The organism is Mesorhizobium sp. M4B.F.Ca.ET.214.01.1.1 (genome assembly GCF_004791545.1).
GTDB lineage: Bacteria > Pseudomonadota > Alphaproteobacteria > Rhizobiales > Rhizobiaceae > Mesorhizobium > Mesorhizobium abyssinicae.
Genome location: NZ_SRUX01000010.1, coordinates 224,982 through 245,164 on the forward strand (window position 1 = coordinate 224,982; position 20,183 = coordinate 245,164).

The following is a 20,183-nucleotide window of genomic DNA, read 5'->3' on the forward strand; positions in this document are numbered from 1 at the left end:
CGGTATGCATAAGCGTGCCACCGACCGTCGCCGAAATTATGCGCCGGTTTTGGGACAACGACGGTCGCGGCATTGAGCTTAACTGCCGCAAACGCGACGCGTTCTTGGGAGGAACGACCATGGCCGCCGACACCCCCTTGTGGACGCCGACGCAGGACCGGATCGACGCGGCGCCCATGACCGCCTTCATGAAGGCCGCGGCGGCGAAAACGGGCACCGCATTTTCCTCCTATGCCGAGCTTCACCGCTGGTCGATCGACGATCGCGAGGCGTTCTGGGACCTTGTCTGGGATTTCTGCGGCATCGTCGGCGACAAGGGGGAACGCGTGCTGGTCGACGGCGACAGGATGCCGGGCGCCGCCTTCTTTCCCGACGCCAGGCTGAACTTCGCCGAGAACCTGCTGAAGAAAACCGGCTCCGGCGATGCGATCGTCTTTCGCGGCGAGGACAAGGTGGAGCGGCGGCTGTCCTGGAACGAACTCAATGCGCTGACGTCGCGCCTGCAGCAGCTCTTCCTGTCGCTGAAGGTGAAGAAGGGCGACCGCATCGCCGCGATGATGCCCAACATGCCGGAGACCGTCGCCGCCATGCTCGCCGCCGCCTCGATCGGCGCCGTGTGGTCGTCCTGCTCCCCGGATTTCGGCGAGCAGGGCGTTCTCGACCGTTTCGGCCAGATCGAGCCGGTGGTCTTCATCGCGCCCGACGGCTACTGGTACAATGGCAAGGCGATCGAGGTCGCCGACAAGGTCAAGGCGGTGGCGGCCAAGCTTGCGACCGTGCGCAAGGTGCTGATCGTCGATTACCTCGGCACCTCGACCGACGTCGCCGCGACCATCGACAAGGCGGATGCCCTGGAGGCGGCCTTGTCTTCCTTCGCCGTCAAGCCCGTGGCGTTCGAAGGACTGCCGTTCTCGCACCCGCTCTACATCCTGTTTTCCTCCGGAACCACCGGCATTCCGAAATGCATCGTCCATTCGGCCGGCGGCACGCTGATCCAGCATGTCAAGGAAGAGCGGCTTCATGCCGGTCTGCTCGACGGCGACCGCTTCTTCTACTTCACCACCTGCGGCTGGATGATGTGGAACTGGCTGGTCTCCGGCCTCGCCTCGGGCGCGACCTTGCTGCTCTACGACGGTTCGCCCTTCTACCCGGATGGCAATGCGCTGTTCGATTTCGCCGACGCCGAGAAGATGACCTATTTCGGCACCTCGGCGAAATTCATCGATTCGGTGCGCAAGGCCGGCCTCGAGCCGATCAAAACGCATGATCTTTCGACGGTGCGCACCATCTCGTCGACCGGCTCGCCGCTGTCGCCGGAGGATTTCCGCTTCGTCTATGACGGCATCAAGAAGGACGTGCATCTGGCCTCGATCTCCGGCGGCACCGACATCGTCTCCTGCTTCGTGCTCGGCGTGCCGATCGAGCCGGTATGGACCGGCGAGATCCAGGGAGCCGGCCTCGGCCTTGCCGTCGATGTCTGGAACGACGACGGCAGGCCGGTCAGGCAGGAAAAGGGCGAGCTGGTCTGCGCCAAAGCCTTTCCGGCAATGCCGATCGGCTTCTGGAACGACCCCGAGGACAAGAAGTACCGGGCCGCCTATTTCGAGCGCTTCGACAATGTCTGGTGCCATGGCGATTTCGCCGAATGGACGGCGCATGGCGGCATGATCATCCATGGCCGCTCCGACGCGACGCTCAATCCGGGTGGGGTCAGGATCGGCACGGCCGAGATCTACAATCAGGTCGAGCAGATGCCGGAGATCCTCGAGGCGCTGTGCATCGGCCAGGATTTCGACAATGACGTGCGCGTCGTGCTGTTCGTGCGGCTGGCCGCCGGCGTGAAGCTCGACGAGGATCTGGAAAAGCGCATCCGCGCCAAGATCCGCACTGGCGCAAGCCCGCGCCATGTGCCGGCCAGGATCGTCGCCATCACCGACATTCCGCGCACCAAATCTGGCAAGATTACCGAGCTTGCGGTGCGCGACGTGGTGCATGGCCGCGCCATCAAGAACAAGGAGGCGCTTGCCAATCCGGAGGCGCTGGAACTGTTCCGCAATCTGCCGCAGCTTGCCGACTAACCATCTCCGCAATGGTAAACAAAATATGTCGGCCGAATTTACCTAGATTTCATGAGTGGTACACATTCGTAAATTTTCCGCCCGGCGGGTAAGGATTTGTTAAGGGCCGGCGCCGATAGTCGCATGTAACTTGAGGGAGAAATCCCGTTCCTCGTCCCCTGAGGTTCAGATTCGCTCAAGCCCCCGTTGTGACAGCAATCCCATCCTTAAGGCGTCCGGTGGACGCCTTTTCTTTTTCCGGCAGCGCGTTATTCGGCCAGCACCCGCGTCGAGGGGAAGGCGACTTCCACCAGCGTGCCTTCGCCGGGTGTCGAGGTGATGCTGAACCGCGCGCGGTTCGCCTCCACCATCGCCTTGGTCAGCGGCAGCCCAAGGCCGGTGCCGTCGCCGCGTCCGCGCTTCAACGCATTGATCTGCTTGAACGGCTTCAGCGCCTGCTCGATTTCGGCCTGGCTCATGCCGATGCCGGTGTCGCGCACCCGCATGACGACGTCGCCGGAGGTCTCGTAGGCGGTGGACACGATCACCTGGCCGCCGGCCTGCGTGTAGCGGATGGCGTTCGACAGGATGTTGAGGGCGATCTGGCGCACGCTCCTGAGGTCGGCCACCACTTCCGGCAGCCGCGAGGCGAAGCTGGAGCGGATGATGACGCGCTCGCGGTTGGCCTGCGGCTGCATCATCGCCACCGTCTCGGCCAGCGTGTCGTTGAGCGACACCGCCTCGTAGTCCATCTCTTGCTGGCCGGCCTCGATCTTCGAGATGTCGAGCAGGTCGTTGACCAGGTCGAGCACATGATTGCCCGAGCGGTTGATGTCGCGCAGATAGTCGCGATAGCGGTCATTGGCGACGGGGCCGAACTTCTCGTCCACCATCAGCTCCGAAAAGCCGATGATGGCATTCAGCGGCGTGCGGATCTCGTGGCTGATACGGGCCAGGAAATCCGTCTTTTGCGAGGAGGCGCGCTCGGCCACGGCGCGCGCCTGGGTCAAGTCCTCTTCGGCCCGCTTCCATTGCGTGATGTCGCGCACGACGGCGCAGAAGCCGCTGTCGCTGGGCAGCCGGCCGATGGTCATGAACAGCGGAATGAAGCGTCCCTGCGACTCCCGCCCGATCACCTCGCGGCCGTCATTCAGCACGCTCGCCACGCCGGGTTCGGAAAGCCCGCTGAGATAATCGCGCGCCGCGCGCTGGCTCTCGATGGCGAACAGCGAGGCGAAAGGCTTGCCGGCGACCTCGTCGCTGTCGAAGCCGAACAGCGCCTCCGCCGGGCGGCTGATCGAACGGATGTTGCCGTCGCGGCCGATCAGCACCACGCCGTCGGTGGCGGTGTCGATGATGGTGCGCATTTCGGCGATGCGGCTCTTCAGCTCCGAAACGTCCGGCTGCTGGGTGGGCTCGTCATTGGCGGCACTGAAATGCGCGGGTGCTGCGTCCTCTTCGCCGGAGCGGCGCACCACTAGCATCAGCGCCTTGCCGGCGCGCCACGGCACCGCGCGCAGGATGGCATCGATCGGGAATTCCTGCCCGTCGCGCGTCTTCAGCCTGAGGGCGCGATCGCTTTCGTCTGCGGTGCCGTCCTCGGACTGCGCATAGGGATCGGCAAACAGGGCGCCGAGCCCGCCGGCGTCGGTCAGCTCGTCGAGCGTGTCATAGCCGGTCAGATGCAGGAACTCGTCATTGGCATAGTGAAGCGCGTCGCCGGAGTGGATGATGAGCGGCACCGGCAGCTTGCCGAGGATGGACGTATCCGGCGCCCTGGTCTCCTCGCCGGTCGAGAAAGCCGACGGCACGAAGCCGTCGAGCTTGAGCGGCGGAGCAAGGAGGCGCGGCCGCTCGATCGCCGGCGTCTTCGCATCGGCATCGACGTGGGCGGTGGCATCCTCGTCGGATCGCGCCCATTCCTCGCTGTCTTGCGCGTCGCGGAAGTCGTCTGCTGTCATGCTGTCGTCGGCATCTTGCGGCGCCGAAGCCGGCGGAGCTTCGGCGGCCCTGGCCGCTTCAGGCTCGACAGCCGGGGCGCCACCGGCAAGCTGGTCGGTCTGGTCTTCGCGGCCGGCATAGTCGAGCAGCGAGCCCGAGACGGGGGGCGGCGTGACCTGACCGGCGGCAGGCTCTTCGGCGGCTTCGCCCGGCTCGCCGTCGAGGCGCGCCAGATCCTTCTCGTCCTCGGCGTCATCTTCCGGCGGTTCCGCCAATTCGGCCGGCGCTTCCGCGCTCACCGGCTCGTCATCCGCGGCGTTCGCCTGGTCCCGGGTTTCGTCGGCTGCATTGACTGGCGTTGTCGCATCGGCATCAACCGAAGCCTCATGCGCGACAGGCTGCTCAGCCTGCGCGGTCTCGACCGAGCTTGCGGCGGGCGGGTTCGCTTCCCGGGGGGCAGGCGGTGGCTCGGATGGGCCGGAACTGTCCTTCTTCAGCCGCTCGCCGATCTCGCGGAAAGCGCTGCGCTCCAGCGTCGACAGACCCTTGTCGTTGGCCGGCTGCCGGTGCTCGGCCAGCCGGATCACCTTGTCTGCAAAACGCCGCTCCGGCTTCGGCACGATGGTCAGCGCCGGCACCTCGCCCTTGAACGGGTCGGCTGGCTTCGGCGCCTCCGCAACGGGTTCCTTGACGGCCGGCTCGCTCGCCGCCGGCGCCCCGCCATTGGGAACAAGCGCCATGCCGATGGCTTCCGGATCGACGACCGCGTCGCCGGCGCGGGCAACGCCGAAGCCGCGAAAACCCTCGAAGGCGCGGCTGCGGCCGTAGACCGGCAGCGCCGCCAGATCGACCGGTATCTTGAGATCGGTGCCGGCGACCGGCCATAGCACCGAGCGGCCGGACCAGGTGTCGCGGCGTTCGAGCAGGCCGGCGATCTCGCCAGTGGCATCGAGGCCGAAGGTGGTGGCGACGTCCTTGAAGCGGCGTCCGATGACGTCGGCGGCCGGCTTGCCGACGATGTCGGCGAATTCGGGCGACAGCGCGCTGAATTTGCCGTCGGCGTCGGTGCGCCAGACGAAGCGCAGCGGCGGCGCCGAACGATCGATCGTCCGGTCGGCGGCCGGCTCCGCCGCTGGCGCGGCAGCGGCGCCATCCTGTTTAGGCGTTTCGGCTGGAGCCTCGGCCTTGCCGGATGCGGGCTCCCGATGCCGTGCCTCGTCGCCGCCGGCATTGAAATACCAATGATCGTGCTGCGGCTGCGTTTCGCCGGCCACCGCTTTCGGGCGTTGTGCGGCCGGGTCGGCGGCCTTGTCGCCGTGAGCGATGGCAACGTCCTTGGCCACCTCGGGCGCGGCCGTCGCGTCCGGCTTCGCGGGCGCAGGTTCCTGGCTTGCCTCCGGGGCGACGGAAGGCACTTCGACCGGCAATGCTTCGGCTGCCGGACCGTCGGTCTGCGGCTCACCCGGCAACTCGTCGTCGAGCTGCGCTTCGTCAATGACCACCAGGAGGTGGCGCGTGTCGGTCAGCCGTGCCAGGCCGGCAGGATAGGAGTTGGCGCCGCCCGGAACCAGGCGCTTGACGATGCGGTCGCTGTCATCGGCCACGTCGGCGACAAGTGCTGCGAGCGTCTCGGGCAGGATGCCAAGCGCCGCAAAGCCGTCGGATGCGGCCTCCACCTTGCCGGCGGCGTCGATGAAGGCGATGAAATGGCCGTCCTCGGTGAAGCCGCCAATGGCGCGGCTGGCGATCTCTGCGGCGCCGCGCGAGCCGGTCTGCGCCGCGGGCAGCGCCAGCATGATCGCCTTCTCGCCATCCGGCATCGTCACCGCGCTGGCCAGGAAGCCGACGGCGCGACTGCTCAAGCCCGTCGCCAGCCGGAGCGTAATGGCCCGGTCGCTGCCGATCTGCGGAAAACCGCTGGTCGCCATGATCTGGCGCCTGGCGATCAGCGGCAGCCGCGCCGAGGCGCCGATGATGCCTTCGATGTCGTCATGGCCGAACACCGCGGCGCCAGGCCCGTTGGCCCAGATCACCTGTTCGAGGTCGGCCGACAATATGGCGATCGCGTCGCCGGCGGCGAAGCGCTGGCGGACCGCATCGAGCACGGCAACGTCGAGGAAGGAGTAATTTTCAGGCGGCATGCGCTTGGCGAATCCCTCCAGCGGGCAATTTCAGTTAACGCTTTGTTAATAAAAGCGGACGCGGCGAAGGTCCACAAGCCAAGGGGTGCAGCGGTCGAAATCTCTGGGCGCTTGGTTAACGGCGGGGAAGATTTTTATGGTGCACTGCAACAAAGATGTTGCGTCGCACAAAAAAACCTCTATATTGCCATTATACATGAACGAGACGGCTTTCTGTCAAAGCCGCTACCCGCGAAAAGGATGGAAAATGTCCAAGACCAAAACTTCAGAGACGATCGAAAACATCGAATTCCCGAGCTTTGACGCTTCCAAGGCCACCGACCAGATCCGCGCTTTCGCCGAGAAGGGCGTCGAGCAGTCGAAGGAAGCCTACACCAAGCTGAAGACCGGCGCCGAGGAGACCCAGAAGGTTCTGGAGTCGACCTTCGAGACCGCCAAGACCGTTTCCGGCGACCTGTCGCTCAAGACCATTGCCGCGCTGCGCGCCAATGCCGACGCCGGCTTCTCGCATCTCGAAGCCCTGATCGGCGCCAAGTCGCTGTCGGAAGTCGTCGAGCTGCAGACCTCCTTCCTGCGCAAGCGTGCCGAGCTGGCCGTCGAGCAGGCCAAGGAATTCCAGGCCGTCGCGTCCAAGGCTGCCGAGGACGTCGCCAAGCCGATCAAGACCGCTTTCGAGAAGGCCCTGAAGGACATCAAGGCCGCCTGATAAAGACGCACGACTCATCGATGCATCAAAACGTCGCATTTCGTCAGACAAATAGATGTGCGATAGAGTTGTCCAAGTGAATACCCGGTGGGCGGAACCTCCTCCCTCTGCTCTCCGGGGTGACCAGCCAGCACCTCCTCCCGCTGGCTCGTAACAGGAAAAGGCCGGCACCTCCTCCCGCCGGCCTTTTCTTTTGCCTGGCGAAACCCAGCGTCGGTTTGAAGAACCGGCCTTTGCCTCATCAAAGGCCTTGAATTAGACTCCGATAGCCCGTATTGGACGCATCGCCGAACGACAGAGCGGATCCGGGGAGCAGAGCTTCACCTCCATCCCGCTCAGGCAGACGTGCCGTTGTAGCTCAGCTGGTTAGAGCGCCGGATTGTGGATCCGGAGGTCGCTGGTTCGATCCCAGCCAACGGTACCATCGGCTTAAGCATCTGTTATTGCTGATAATTTCATAGGCCAAGCGAACTTGGCCACGCCGACTTATGGCATTCGAATCCTTCCGGCCCTCCTGAGCCTCCGCTCTCCTTCTACCGAAGACACGTTTCACACCTGGTGCAGAACCTTTCTGGCGAAAGGCCGCTCAGAAATCCATGCGGAGAGCGGCGGCGAAGACGCGCCAGGGGGATGGCTTGCGCTTCGCCTGAACCGTCCAGACTGGACTGCCCGCTCTGCCTTCCCCCATTCGGTCAGCGACTGTTCGGCCCAAGCAGGCATCTGTCGAACCATCTGCGCCGACCTGTCGAAGGCCCGGCATCTGCGCGAAATTCTCCTCGGAACCAATTGTCTTATTCCACGTTTTTAGCCTTGCGGTGGATTGTACGTCGCCGCAAGGGGTGGGGATTTCATCGGCATAAGTTCCTTCACAAAACCGCTGGGCTGGGAGTGGCACTGTGAGCGTGCAGGCATCAAGAACGCAACTCGACCGTCGTCAAATTCTCAATTCGTTAAAAGCCTTCAGGCGAGGCGACTTTTCCGTCCGGATCGACAACGTCTATGAGGGTATCGATTCCGATATTGCCGATGCCTTCAACCAGATCGTTGAACTGAACGATCAGGTCACGAAGGAATTTGAGCGACTGAGCAGGGTGGTCGGCAAGGACGGAAGGATCGGCGAGCGGGGCCACGTCCGCAATGCCACCGGTAGCTGGGAATCGAGTGTCAGGTCGGTCAACGACCTCATCGAAGACATGGTCCAACCGACCGCGGAAGTGGCTCGCGTCATTGGCGCGGTGGCAAAAGGCGATCTGTCCCAAACGATGATGGTCGAAATCGACGGCCGACCGTTGCGCGGCGAGTTCCTGCGCATAGGCAAGATCGTCAACACAATGGTGGGACAGCTGGCTTCCTTTGCCTCCGAGGTGACCCGCGTCGCGCGAGAGGTTGGCACGGAGGGAAAGCTTGGCGGACAGGCGCGGGTGAAGGGCGTTGCCGGCACATGGAAGGATCTGACCGACAACGTCAACGCCATGGCCACCAACCTCACGGGTCAGGTGCGCAACATCGCCGAAGTGACCACCGCGGTCGCTTCAGGCGACTTGTCGAAGAAAATCACCGTCGACGTGAAGGGCGAAATCCTCGAGCTCAAGAACACCATCAACACGATGGTCGATCAGCTTAATTCCTTCGCATCGGAAGTGACGCGCGTGGCGCGCGAGGTCGGCACCGAAGGCAAGCTTGGAGGACAGGCCCGTGTCGAAGGCGTCGGCGGCACCTGGAAGGACCTGACGGACAACGTCAACTCCATGGCGGAAAACCTGACCGGCCAGGTCCGCAACATCGCCGAAGTGACCACGGCAGTGGCTCTGGGGGATCTCTCGAAGAAGATCACCGTCGACGTGAAGGGCGAAATCCTCGAGCTCAAGAACACCATCAATACGATGGTCGATCAGTTGAACTCCTTCGCTTCGGAGGTCACGCGTGTCGCGCGCGAAGTCGGCACTGAGGGCAAGCTCGGCGGCCAGGCCCAAGTGCGCGGCGTTGCCGGCACGTGGAAAGATCTGACCGACAATGTCAACTCGATGGCCGAGAACTTGACCGGTCAGGTGCGCAATATCGCGGAAGTCACGACTGCGGTTGCCTCTGGCGATCTGTCGAAAAAGATCACTGTCGCCGTGCAGGGCGAGATTCTCGAACTCAAGGACACCATCAACACGATGGTCGACCAGCTGAATTCGTTCGCCTCGGAAGTGACGCGCGTGGCGCGCGAGGTCGGCACGGAAGGCAAGCTCGGCGGCCAGGCCGAGGTGAAAGGCGTCGCCGGCACCTGGAAGGACCTGACTGACAACGTCAACCTGATGGCGGCCAACCTGACGGGCCAGGTTCGAAACATCGCAGAGGTGACCACGGCCGTTGCCCGGGGCGACCTTTCCAAAAAGATCACCGTCGACGTCAAGGGCGAAATCCTCGAGCTCAAGGACACCGTCAATACGATGGTCGACCAGCTGAACTCCTTTGCCTCCGAGGTGACACGCGTGGCTCGCGAGGTCGGATCGGAAGGCAAGCTTGGCGGCCAGGCCCACGTGGAAGGCGTCGGCGGCACATGGAAAGACCTGACAGACAACGTCAACGCCATGGCCGGAAATCTGACCGTGCAATTGCGCGACGTTTCCAAGGTGGCAACCGCAATCGCCACCGGCGACCTGACTCAGAAGATCACCGTCGATGCATTGGGAGAAATCCTTCAGATCAAGGACGTGATCAACACCATGGTTGATCAGCTGAACTCGTTCGCCTCGGAAGTGACGCGCGTGGCGCGCGAGGTCGGTTCGGACGGCAAGCTCGGCGGCCAGGCGCAGGTTCGAGGCGTGGCCGGCACCTGGAAAGACTTGACCGACAATGTGAACGCCATGGCTGCCAACCTGACCGGCCAGGTGCGCAACATCGCGGATGTGACGACAGCCGTGGCGCTGGGCGACCTTTCCAAGAAGATCACCGTCGACGTGAAGGGCGAAATCCTCGAACTCAAGTCGACCATCAACACCATGGTCGACCAGCTGAATTCCTTCGCAGGCGAGGTGACGCGCGTGGCGCGCGAAGTCGGCACCGAAGGAAAGCTCGGTGGTCAGGCTCAGGTGCGAGGCGTCGCCGGAACCTGGAAGGATCTCACCGACAATGTGAACTCGATGGCCGAGAACCTTACCGGCCAGGTCCGCAACATCGCCGAGGTGACGACGGCGGTCGCGCGAGGCGACCTCTCCAAGAAGATCACCGTCGACGTTAAGGGCGAAATCCTCGAGCTCAAGTCGACCATCAACACCATGGTCGACCAATTGAACTCTTTCGCAGGCGAGGTGACGCGCGTCGCGCGCGAGGTCGGCACGGAAGGCAAGCTCGGCGGCCAGGCCGAGGTGCGAGGCGTAGCAGGCACCTGGAAGGATCTGACCGACAACGTCAATCTGATGGCGACCAATCTGACAAACCAGGTGCGTGGCATCGCCGACGTCGTGACGGCAGTGGCTCAGGGCAATCTCAAGCGCAAGCTGACGGTCGATGCGAAGGGCGAAATCGCCTCCCTCGCGGACACCATCAACGGCATGATCGAGACCCTCGCCACCTTCGCCGACCAGGTGACCAACGTCGCGCGCGAAGTGGGCATCGAGGGCAAGCTCGGAGGGCAGGCGCGGGTGCCTGGTGCAGCCGGTCTCTGGCGCGACCTGACGGACAACGTCAATCAGCTGGCCGCCAATCTGACGACCCAGGTGCGCGCCATCGCAGAAGTCTCAACCGCCGTGACAAAGGGCGATCTGACCCGCTCGATCAGTGTCGAGGCCTCGGGCGAAGTCGCGGCGCTCAAGGACAACATCAATGAGATGATCCGCAACCTCAAGGATCAGACGCTGAAGAACGCAGAGCAGGACTGGCTGAAGACCAATCTGGCTCGCTTCTCCCGGATGCTCCAGGGCGAGCGCGACCTCGCCACGGTTTCGCGATTGATCATGTCCGAACTCGCCCCGCTGGTGAACGCTCAATACGGCGTGTTCTATGTGACCAACCGCGACGAAGATGAGTCCTATCTGGAGCTGGCGGCGTCGTACGGCGCCGAGAGCAAGGCAGCCATCAAGCAACGGCTCGATCTTCGGGAAGGGCTCGTCGGCCAAAGTGCCGCAGACAAGCGTGCGATCATGCTCGACAATGTCCCGCCGGACTTTCTGCGGGTGACGTCCGGACTGGGCAGCTCTTCGCCGGCCAACGTCATCATTCTGCCGGCCCTGTTCGAAGACGAGGTCAAGGCCGTCATCGAACTCGCATCATTCGGCGAGTTCCGCGACACGCACCAATCGTTTCTCAATCAGCTGATGGAGTCCGTCGGCATCGTTCTCAACACCATAGCGGCCACGATGCGGACCGAGGGCCTGCTCAAGCAATCGCAGCTGCTGACGTCCGAATTGCAGGCCCGCCAGACCGAACTGACCAAAAAGCAGGAAGAACTGCACGCCACGAACGAGGAGCTTCAGGAAAAGGCTCAGCTTCTGGAGAACGAGAAGAAACAGGTCGAAAACAAGAATCTCGAGATCGAGATGGCACGGCGGGCGCTTGAGGAGAAGGCAGAGCAGCTTGCTCTCACTTCAAAGTACAAGTCCGAGTTCCTTGCCAACATGAGCCATGAGCTCAGAACGCCGCTCAATTCGCTGCTGATCCTTTCCAACCTGCTCGCCACCAACCAGCAAGGCAACCTCAACGACAAGCAGGTGGAGTTTGCGCGCACCATAAATTCGGCCGGCACAGACCTTCTCAGTCTCATCAACGATATCCTCGATTTGTCGAAGATCGAGTCGGGTACGGTCTCGATCGACATCAATGACATGCCGGTCGCGCATTTGCGCCAGCATATGGAACGCACGTTCCGCCAGCTCGCCGCCGACAAGGGACTTGGCTTTGCCATAAAGGTCGACCCGGCTCTTCCCGAGACCGTGCGTACCGACGAAAAACGCCTGCAGCAGATCGTCCTCAACCTGCTGTCAAATGCCTTCAAGTTCACGTCCGGAGGTCAAGTCAGCCTGAATTTCCGGCTCGAGAAAACTGGACGCCGCAACGGCGCCAGACAGCCCGCCAGGGCCCTGGCCATCGCGGTGACCGACACCGGCATCGGCATTCCGGAAGACAAGCAGAAACTGATTTTCGAGGCTTTCCAGCAGGCGGACGGTACGACCAGCCGCAAGTACGGAGGAACCGGTCTGGGGCTCTCGATCAGCCGTGAGATCGCCCGTCTGCTTGGCGGTGAACTCAGGGTTGAAAGCACTCCGGGCAAAGGATCGACCTTCACGCTCGTCATTCCGATCGACGGTCCAAGGACTACGGCCGCGACGCAGCCGGAATTGCTTCCGGCCACCGAAGCGATTGCCACGACCGCAGCGCCCACCGGTCTGCCGTCTGCGGAATTGATGGACGACCGCGACGCCATTTCGGCGGAAGACAGGGTGGTTTTGATCGTTGAGGATGATCCGACCTTCGGCGGCCTGCTGCTGGGCCTGGCACGATCGGCCGGGCTGAAAGGTGTCCTGTCGACTGCCGGGTCCGGAACCTTGGCCTTGGCCCGCAAGCTGGTTCCGGACGCGATCACGCTGGATCTCGGGCTGGCGGACATCGATGGATGGGTGCTCTTTGACCTGCTGCGCCATGATCCGAAGACCACCGGCATTCCTATCCATGTGATCTCTGGCGCGGACGACATCGAAGGCCTGGCCACCAAGGGCGCATCGAGCATTTCCACCAAGCCCGTGTCGTCCGACGAACTGATGAAGGTGTTTCAGGATATTCATTCGAGAAAGCTTCGTGTCCAGCGCCGGGTGCTTGTCGCAGACGCCGATCCGGAGCGTCGCCTTTCGCTGGTCGAAACCATCCGGGATGGGGTCACCTCGGTCACTGCAATCGGTCGCGCGGCGACTGCAGATGACATTGACCTGGCCGCGTACGATGCCGTGGTTCTCGGTCTCGGAAGGTCTGCCAAGGACAACGCCCAGGCGCTCGATGAGCTTGCCAACCAGCTCTCAGACGGGCTGCCGCCGCTTCTGTTCTTTGCCCCTCATTCCGACGCCATCGAACAGGTGCTGGCGCTCAATCCGGCCTGGATCGATGTCCCGCGGGCCGAGAATTTTGCTCAACTAGCTCTCCACATATCGGCAACACTCCCAGGAGGATTGCGCGAGGACAATGGGGCAGGGCCCGGGCAAGCTGAGAACAGGTCAAACATCGCTGGCGCAAAAGTGCTGATCGTCGATGACGATATCCGAAACATCTACTCGCTGACGAGCGTTCTCGAGACCTACGACATCGAAGTTCTCCACGCCGAGCGGGGCCGCGACGGGATTGCGTTGCTGGAGGAGAACTCCGACGTCGACGCAGCCTTGATCGATATCATGATGCCCGAGATGGACGGCTACGAGACGATGAGGAGAATCCGCAATACGCCCGCCATAGCCCACATTCCACTGATATCGGTGACGGCAAAGGCAATGAAAGGCGATCGGCAGAAGTGCCTGGAAGCCGGCGCGTCCGACTATATAGCAAAGCCCGTCGATCTCGACCTTCTCATGGCGTTGCTCCGGGTCTGGATCGGTCGTTCCAGAGCGAGGGTCGAGACCTCGCAAAATCTGCTCATGTCCGTGAACTGACAGGTGCCCGATGCAAAAGCTGTCGCCTATCCGTTCGAAAAAAATGGAAATCGTGCAGCCGACCGACAGCCCTGCCAAAGCACGCATCCTCGCCGTCGATGATGACGAACGAAATCTGTTGGCGATTGACGAACTCCTCTCTCCGCTGGCGGAGGTCGTCACGGTGCAATCCGGTGAAGAGGCGCTGCGCTGCCTGTTGAAGCAGGATTTCGCCGTCATCCTGCTGGACGTTCTGATGCCGGGTCTCGACGGTTATGAAACAGCCGCGCTGATCCGCCAACGCGAGCAGTCCAAGCGAACGCCTCTCATCTTCCTCACGGCCATCAACAAGGAAGACGCTCATATGCTGCGCGGTTACGACGCCGGCGCGGTAGACTATGTGTTCAAGCCATTCGACCCGGTCATGCTGCGATCCAAAGTGGCCGTATTTGTCGAGCTTCACGAGAAGACGCTCGAAATCCAGCGAAATGCCATTGCCGAGCAGGCGCTGCTGGCGAAGGCCCTGCAGGCCGAAAAACAGAAGCTTGAAGCCGAGCGATCGCTCCGCACCGCGGAGGAGCGACAGGAAGCCATTCTTGGATCATTGCCCGTCTGCTTTCACGCGAGGGCCGCCGAGCCGCCTTTTGCAGCTCGTTTTGTCACCAAAGGTGTCGAACGTCTGACGGGATTTCCTCCCGAGCGACTGACATCCGATCCGCGTTTTGGCCTGAGCCGGGTGCACCCGGACGATTTGCCCAAAGTGCGGGAAGCATTGCTGGCGGCAAAAGCAACAGGCTCCTACACATGCGAGTTCCGCTGGCAGTGCGCCGACGGCAAATATCGCATCTTTCTGGACCAGGGCGTCGTGTCGAAAGGTGCCGACGGGCGCCGTCCCGAAATCCTTGGCACCTTGCTCGACATAACAGAGCGCCGTGAGCTCGAAAATCAACTCCTGAAAACTCAGCGCCTGGACGCGATTGGAAAACTCACCGGAGGGCTGGCCCACGACTTCAACAACCTGCTCGCTGCGATTCTAAGCGGGCTAGGTCTGCTCGAGCGGCATGCCACGCTCGACAATCAGGGGAAGCAGATCGTTGAATTGACCCGCCGCTCCGCCAAACAAGGCGCTGAGCTTGTCACGCGCATGCTCGCCTTTTCACGGCGACAGAACCTGAGGCCTGCCGCGGTCCGTCTTGCGGCGCTGGGGGACACGATGAACGGGCTGGTGGCACCGGTACTGGGAGGCTTGATCCGGTTTGAATGGATGGTCGACAACTCAGTTTGGCCCGCTCATGTCGACGTCGGCCAACTGGAGCTGGCTTTGATGAACCTGGTTTTCAATGCGCGCGATGCCATGGCCTCCGGGGGAACAATTACAGTGCACGCACAGAACCGGACGATCACAGCAGCATCGGAAGATTTGACAGCGGGAGACTACGTCGTCCTTACGGTCAAGGACACCGGCGCAGGCATCCCCCCGGATGTTCTGGCAAGGGTCGTCGAACCCTTTTTCACCACAAAACCGCTCGGCAAGGGGACCGGCTTGGGCCTCAGCACCGTCGACGGCTTCATGAAGCAATCCGGTGGTTCACTCCGCATTATCAGCGCCGTCGGCCGCGGGACATCGATGGAGCTTTGGTTGCCTCGTTCGGCAGAGTTGCCGGCAGATAATGCGGCCGAGTTCGACGCGGAGCCGGTGATGGGCGAGGCTGAAAAGGCGCTTCCGTCCCTGCTTTTGATCGACGACAGCAGCAGCCTGCGGCAACTGACAGCAGAATCTCTTCGGCAACGCGGCTTCGCAGTCACCTGTGCTGCAGGTGGTGCCGAAGCACTGGCGATTATCGAACGGACACCCCACGACTTCGACGTCATTGTCACGGATTTCGCCATGCCTCTCGTGTCGGGCGTCGAGGTAATTCGCTTTGCGCGCAACCTGCGCTCGAATTGGCCAGCGGTGATGATAACGGGATACGCCGACGCCGACGCTATCGCAAACCGTCCTCCGGATGTTCCATTGGTCAACAAGCCCTTTCGCGAAAAGGACCTCATAGAGAACATCCTGCGCGTCAACGCTGCCTACGCGATCAGCTGATAGCAAGCCAACATCCACAGCTATGGTGCGTGCACCACACCGGTTGGGGTCCGCTCGCTTCAGCCTGAGGTCGTCATGTCGTTCATGGAGCATCAGTGCGACTTTTCCGCCAGCATCATGGCCACAGTTTTGCAGGTAGGATAGCAACGCTGGCGACGAGGCTGGAAGCCGCAACTGGCCGAAGCGAAGGAAACGATCGATGAAATCCGCGAACGGAATTGCCGAGGTGAGCCGACTGAAAATCGGCTTTGTGCTCGCGCGTTCGTTCACCCTTTCAGCCTTCGCCCTGTTCGTCGATACGCTGCGTCTGGCCAGTGACGAGGCGGACCGGTCGGGCCGCATCTTTGCCGATTGGCAGGTTCTGGCCAGCACTCGGCACCTGATCACCTCCAGCTGCGGCGTGCAGGTCGCGCCGACATCGGATCTCGTGGACCCCAATCTGTTCGACTATATCGTCGTCGTCGGCGGGCTGTTGAACACCGAGTTCCCGGTCGACGATGAGACGGTGCGCTATCTCAAGAAGGCAGCCGCCAGCAAAGTGCCGTTGATCGGCGTCTGCACGGGGACCTTCGTGCTGGCGGACGCCGGCCTGATGAAGTTTCACCGGACCTGCGTCAGCTGGCTGCACTACCAGGCATTCCGTCAGCGCTTCCCGGATCACGAAGTCAGGTCGGACCGCATCTTCAACCTCGATCGGACCAGGGGATCGTGCGCCGGCGGCAGCAGCGCCGCGGACATGGCTGCATCGATCGTGAGGCGTCACATCAGCGAACGCGCCGAGAGAAACGCGCTCGAGGTCCTGCAGATCGACAAGGCGCGCCCGGCCTTGCACATCCAGCCGCGCCGGCCGCTCTCTATCGAATGCAACGATCCGCGGCTTCAGGCGGCGCTGATTGCGATGGAAAACCATATCGAGAATACAATCTCGATATCCGAGATCGCGGCATCGGTTGGATTGTCGCGAAGGCAGCTGGAACGCTTGTTCATGGAGAACACGAAAACCTCCCCGGCGCTCGTCTACAAGAAGGTGCGCCTCGAGCGGGCAAAGCAGCTTCTCCTCGAGACCAGCGTGCCGATGCTCGACATCGCCATCGAAGTCGGCTTCGAGAACGCGTCGCATTTCTCCAGGGTTTTCCGGGAGACATTTGGAATGCCGCCGAGCAAATTGAGATCGGCAGTTGCCGGCGGCACGAGCCTTGTCGATAGATAGACTCGTGCCACCAGGCGCAGCAGTGCGGCGAGTGACGGCGTCAGGTCACATGTTGCTGCAAGGTCGGATCGGCGGTCGTGGCTTGAACGGAAGAGGCTGGCGCCGGAGGGGAACGTCGGCGAGCGACGACCGGATGGGTTTGACGGCAGCAGTGGGTTGAGCGGCGGCTACACGCCTGGCGAGCAGCCCCGCCGACATTGCGGCGAGCTTGGATGCGATACTCAAGGACGACTCCTCCCAGGAGAACTCCAGCACATCCCAATCTACCACGCCCGCCGCCGCGCCCGCAGTTACATTTGCTAATCCAGGGAGGATACGGTCAACCGATGCGAAGTCTTTCCGTTCTGGCGGACTCGATCTTCCTCAGCCGTGCCCTGGCCTCGCTCACGCGCCGCTGCGCGCCTCTGATCCTGCAGCACAGGGCCAAATTGACGGCGACGTTGCCGTCACCATCCAGGAGTTCTTCCGCCCGTTCCAAGGCCAGTTCCGCTCGGCCGGCACGCTGCCTCGCCTTGTCCATTTCCAAGCTGTAAATTTCAACCATCTTTCCGCTCGCGTTGCGGTCCCTTCAAGATCGAAACCAGTGCCGATTGGATTGGTTCCGACACGGCGCGCGACAGCTTGTCACAATGCGGGGCGCGTTTAACCGGGAAGCCGGTGGTACCGTTGGCTAGGATCGTCAGGTCGTTTGATGGGCGCCCGGCAGGAGCACTAGCTTTCCCGCCTGGAAGCCCCCTGCAGCCGCAAATTGCCTGGCAACGCCTCTGCGAACCCGTTCTTTCGGCACCTTCTTCCGGTATCTTTTGTGCAGCAGTCGAAACAGTCGTATCCTGTCCCGCCGCGACGGTCGCGGACGAAGCATGAAGGTCTCGATGGGCGAGCAAAATCCACGTTCTTCGCGGGAGCGCATGACGATCCTCGGCGATGTCGAGGCGGCATCCTTTGTTCCGTGGATCGAGCGTCATGCCGCCAAGCTCGGGCTCGCGCAGGCAATATGCGCTGCCGGTCCCGACCGGATCGAACTCGACATTGCCGGTCCGGCCGAACTCATCGACATGATGGAGATGGGGTGCTCCCTTGGACCAATCGATGTCTGGGTCGAGGCCATCCGCCGGGCGCCGATCGAGAGCGAATCGGGCTAGGTTTGCAGCCGCTTGCGAAGCGGCGTGCACCTTTTTTAGGCATTATTGCCAGTGAGGAAATGTTGTGCAAACGTAACCGGGCTTATTAGCATGTCCTTGACCGCGAAGCCGCGCTCGGGAAGATGCTGGTGTCGTTTGAAAGTTGATGCATGCCGCCCTATCCGACCGGCTCATGGATGCCTGTTGCCCTCTCCGCGGACCTGCCGGCGGGAACCGTAATGCCGGCGCAATCCCCAGCCGGACCGGTTGCCCTTTGGCGAAGCCGTTCCGGCCGCGCGGCGGCCTTCGCCGACAGATGCCCGCATCGCGGCATGCGGCTTTCCCATGGCTTCGTGCGCGGTGAGACCCTGTCCTGCATCTACCACGGCTGGGGCTATGCCCAGGCGGGAAGCTGCCTGCGCATTCCGGCCCATCCGGCACTGACGCCGCCGGACACGATCCGTGTCGCGACGCAGCCCGTCGAGGATGGCGGCGGCATCATATGGATTTCCGTTGGCGAGCCCGCCGCCGGGCCGCCCCGGTTCGAGGGCCTTGCTCCGCTGCGCTCGATGATGGTGGAAGCGGACATCGCGGCGCTGGAGGCGGTCACGGGCACCAAGGCCGACGGAGACCTGCTCGACTACACCGGGAATGCCCCGACCATCCGCCTGCTGCTTGCTCCGCAAGGGCAAGCGCGCACGCTGGTGCATGTTCTGGTGGCCGAGGGCAGCAGTCAGGCCGAGCGTATCGCCGCATCGAGAGCCGCCGAGGCGCTGCGGCGGGCGGCCGAGGATATTGCGCACGGTGGGATCGCCCGATGACCCGCAACGCGATGATCGACGAATGGTATCCGGTCGGCATTGCCAGCCAGCTTGATGGGCCTGGGCGCAAGACGGCCCTCATGGGCGAGCCGATCGAGGTGGGGCGCGGCGAAGACGGGAACGTGAAGGTCACCGGCGTCGACGGACGTGCCCTGCCTGCCTGCATCCGCTATGGCCATGTCTGGTCGTCGCTCGGCGATCCGCAAAAGCCGCTGTTTGCGATCCCCGAGGCCGATCAGCCCGGCCGCCGGCTCGTCGATGTCGGGGTGGTGCGCGTGCGCTGCTCGCCGCTGCGCGCCGTCGAGAACTTCCTCGACATCGCGCATTTTCCGTTCGTGCACACCGACATATTGGGGGCCGAACCGCACACCGAGGTGCAGAACTACAAGGTCGAGATCCGGGAGGACGAAGACGAGGTTTGGGCGACCCAGGTGAAGTTCTATCAGCCGCAGGCCGCCAAGTCGGCGGAAGGCGGCATAACCACCGAATACATGTATCGCGTGCCCGCGCCGACCTGCTCGATCCTCTACAAGACATGCCCGCCGCGCCCGGGTGAATGGGACGTCATCACGCTTTTCGTGCAGCCGCTTGCCGAGGACCTGTGCGACGTCTGGCCATGGATGGCGCTGTTCGACGACGACACACCGATGACGGACCTGATCCATTTCCAGCAGACGATCTTCGTCCAGGACCGGTCGATCCTCGAAAACCAGATTCCGGGGCTGCTGCCGCTGGATCCCGGCATGGAGATCCCGACGCGAGCGGACCTCACCTCGGTTGCCTACCGGCGCTGGCTGAAACGTCATGGCTACACCTACGGCGCGCAACTGGTGGCGCAATGAAGCTCTTCGACTACGTGCTTTCGCCGAGCTGCTACAAGGTGCGCCTCATGGCTGCGCTGACCGGGGTGACGCTCGACATCCGCCCTGTCGACTTCCATCCCGGTGTCGAGCATCGCGGTCCTGAGCTCATGGCGCTGAACCCGGCGGGTTCGATCCCGATCCTGGAAGATGGCGATCTCGTCCTGACCGAATCCTCGGCCATGCTGGTCTACCTCGCCGCCAAGGCGGCGCCGCAATGGCTGGGCAACGATACGGCCGGGCAGGCGGCGCGCGTCCAGCAATGGCTTTCCTTCTCGCACCGGCTGACCGCCAGTCTGGGAGCCACGCGCCTGCACGAGATGCTGCTGCGTCCGGGCAATATCGCTGTCCTCCAAGGGCAGGGGACAGCGGCCCTGCGGGAGCTGGAGGCTGGCCTTGTCGAACAGCAGATCCGCGGCCAGCGCTTCCTTGCGTCGGACCGGCCGACGATCGCCGACGTCGCCTGCTTTCCTTATGTCGCGCTCGCGCCGGACGGCGGCGTTTCGCTCGATCCCTATCCCGCGATCCGGCTCTGGTCGCGGGCGATCCGCGCCATCGATGGCTTCATCGAGATGCCGGGCATCCACCGGCTGCACGAGTTGAAACCCGAGCCCGTCCCAGAAGTCGGCGAGGCCTGA

General features: G+C 62.8%; 11 protein-coding genes and 1 tRNA gene. 10 read left to right on the forward strand and 2 right to left on the reverse strand.

Annotated features, from left to right (window positions below):
* Positions 1–119: 119 nt before the first annotated feature.
* Positions 120–2,078 (forward strand): acetoacetate--CoA ligase, encoded by a 1,959-nt coding sequence (locus EN857_RS20990; RefSeq protein ID WP_135859195.1) that lies wholly within the window; start codon positions 120–122, stop codon positions 2,076–2,078.
* Positions 2,079–2,326: 248 nt separating this feature from the next.
* Here EN857_RS20990 and EN857_RS20995 read toward each other — a convergent pair whose 3' ends face one another.
* Positions 2,327–6,139, reverse strand: coding sequence for a PAS domain S-box protein (locus tag EN857_RS20995; protein ID WP_135859198.1), 3,813 nt, complete (start codon positions 6,137–6,139; stop codon positions 2,327–2,329).
* A gap of 247 nt (positions 6,140–6,386) precedes the next feature.
* Between EN857_RS20995 and EN857_RS21000 the strand changes: the two genes are divergently transcribed.
* From EN857_RS21000 to EN857_RS21020, 5 genes are all read left to right on the forward strand, one after another.
* Positions 6,387–6,845 (forward strand): phasin, encoded by a 459-nt coding sequence (locus EN857_RS21000; RefSeq protein ID WP_127286863.1) that lies wholly within the window; start codon positions 6,387–6,389, stop codon positions 6,843–6,845.
* Between the two features lie 347 nt (positions 6,846–7,192).
* Positions 7,193–7,269: transfer RNA gene (locus EN857_RS21005), tRNA-His, on the forward strand.
* Positions 7,270–7,747: 478 nt separating this feature from the next.
* Positions 7,748–13,462, forward strand: coding sequence for a HAMP domain-containing protein (locus EN857_RS21010; protein ID WP_135859251.1), 5,715 nt, complete (start codon positions 7,748–7,750; stop codon positions 13,460–13,462).
* 10 nt (positions 13,463–13,472) lie between these two features.
* Positions 13,473–15,533, forward strand: a complete 2,061-nt coding sequence (locus EN857_RS21015) for a response regulator (protein ID WP_135859200.1) — start codon at positions 13,473–13,475, stop codon at positions 15,531–15,533.
* 199 nt (positions 15,534–15,732) lie between these two features.
* Positions 15,733–16,743: a GlxA family transcriptional regulator gene (locus EN857_RS21020; RefSeq protein ID WP_135859202.1), complete on the forward strand. Its 1,011-nt coding sequence runs from the start codon at positions 15,733–15,735 to the stop codon at positions 16,741–16,743.
* A gap of 319 nt (positions 16,744–17,062) precedes the next feature.
* On the opposite strand, the gene EN857_RS21025 is transcribed toward EN857_RS21020, so the two are convergent.
* Positions 17,063–17,287, reverse strand: a complete 225-nt coding sequence (locus EN857_RS21025; protein ID WP_135859204.1) for a hypothetical protein — start codon at positions 17,285–17,287, stop codon at positions 17,063–17,065.
* A gap of 316 nt (positions 17,288–17,603) precedes the next feature.
* On the opposite strand from EN857_RS21025, the gene EN857_RS21030 reads away from it, so the two are divergent.
* From EN857_RS21030 to EN857_RS21045, 4 genes are all read left to right on the forward strand, one after another.
* Complete coding sequence (locus EN857_RS21030; protein ID WP_245478411.1) at positions 17,604–17,885, forward strand: acylphosphatase; 282 nt, start codon at positions 17,604–17,606, stop codon at positions 17,883–17,885.
* Between the two features lie 149 nt (positions 17,886–18,034).
* Positions 18,035–18,685: a Rieske 2Fe-2S domain-containing protein gene (locus EN857_RS21035; protein WP_135859206.1), complete on the forward strand. Its 651-nt coding sequence runs from the start codon at positions 18,035–18,037 to the stop codon at positions 18,683–18,685.
* Complete coding sequence (locus EN857_RS21040; protein WP_135859208.1) at positions 18,682–19,527, forward strand: aromatic ring-hydroxylating dioxygenase subunit alpha; 846 nt, start codon at positions 18,682–18,684, stop codon at positions 19,525–19,527. The genes EN857_RS21035 and EN857_RS21040 overlap by 4 nt, the downstream gene beginning before the upstream one ends.
* Complete coding sequence (locus EN857_RS21045) at positions 19,524–20,183, forward strand: glutathione S-transferase family protein (RefSeq protein ID WP_135859210.1); 660 nt, start codon at positions 19,524–19,526, stop codon at positions 20,181–20,183. Before EN857_RS21040 ends, EN857_RS21045 begins: the two co-directional genes overlap by 4 nt.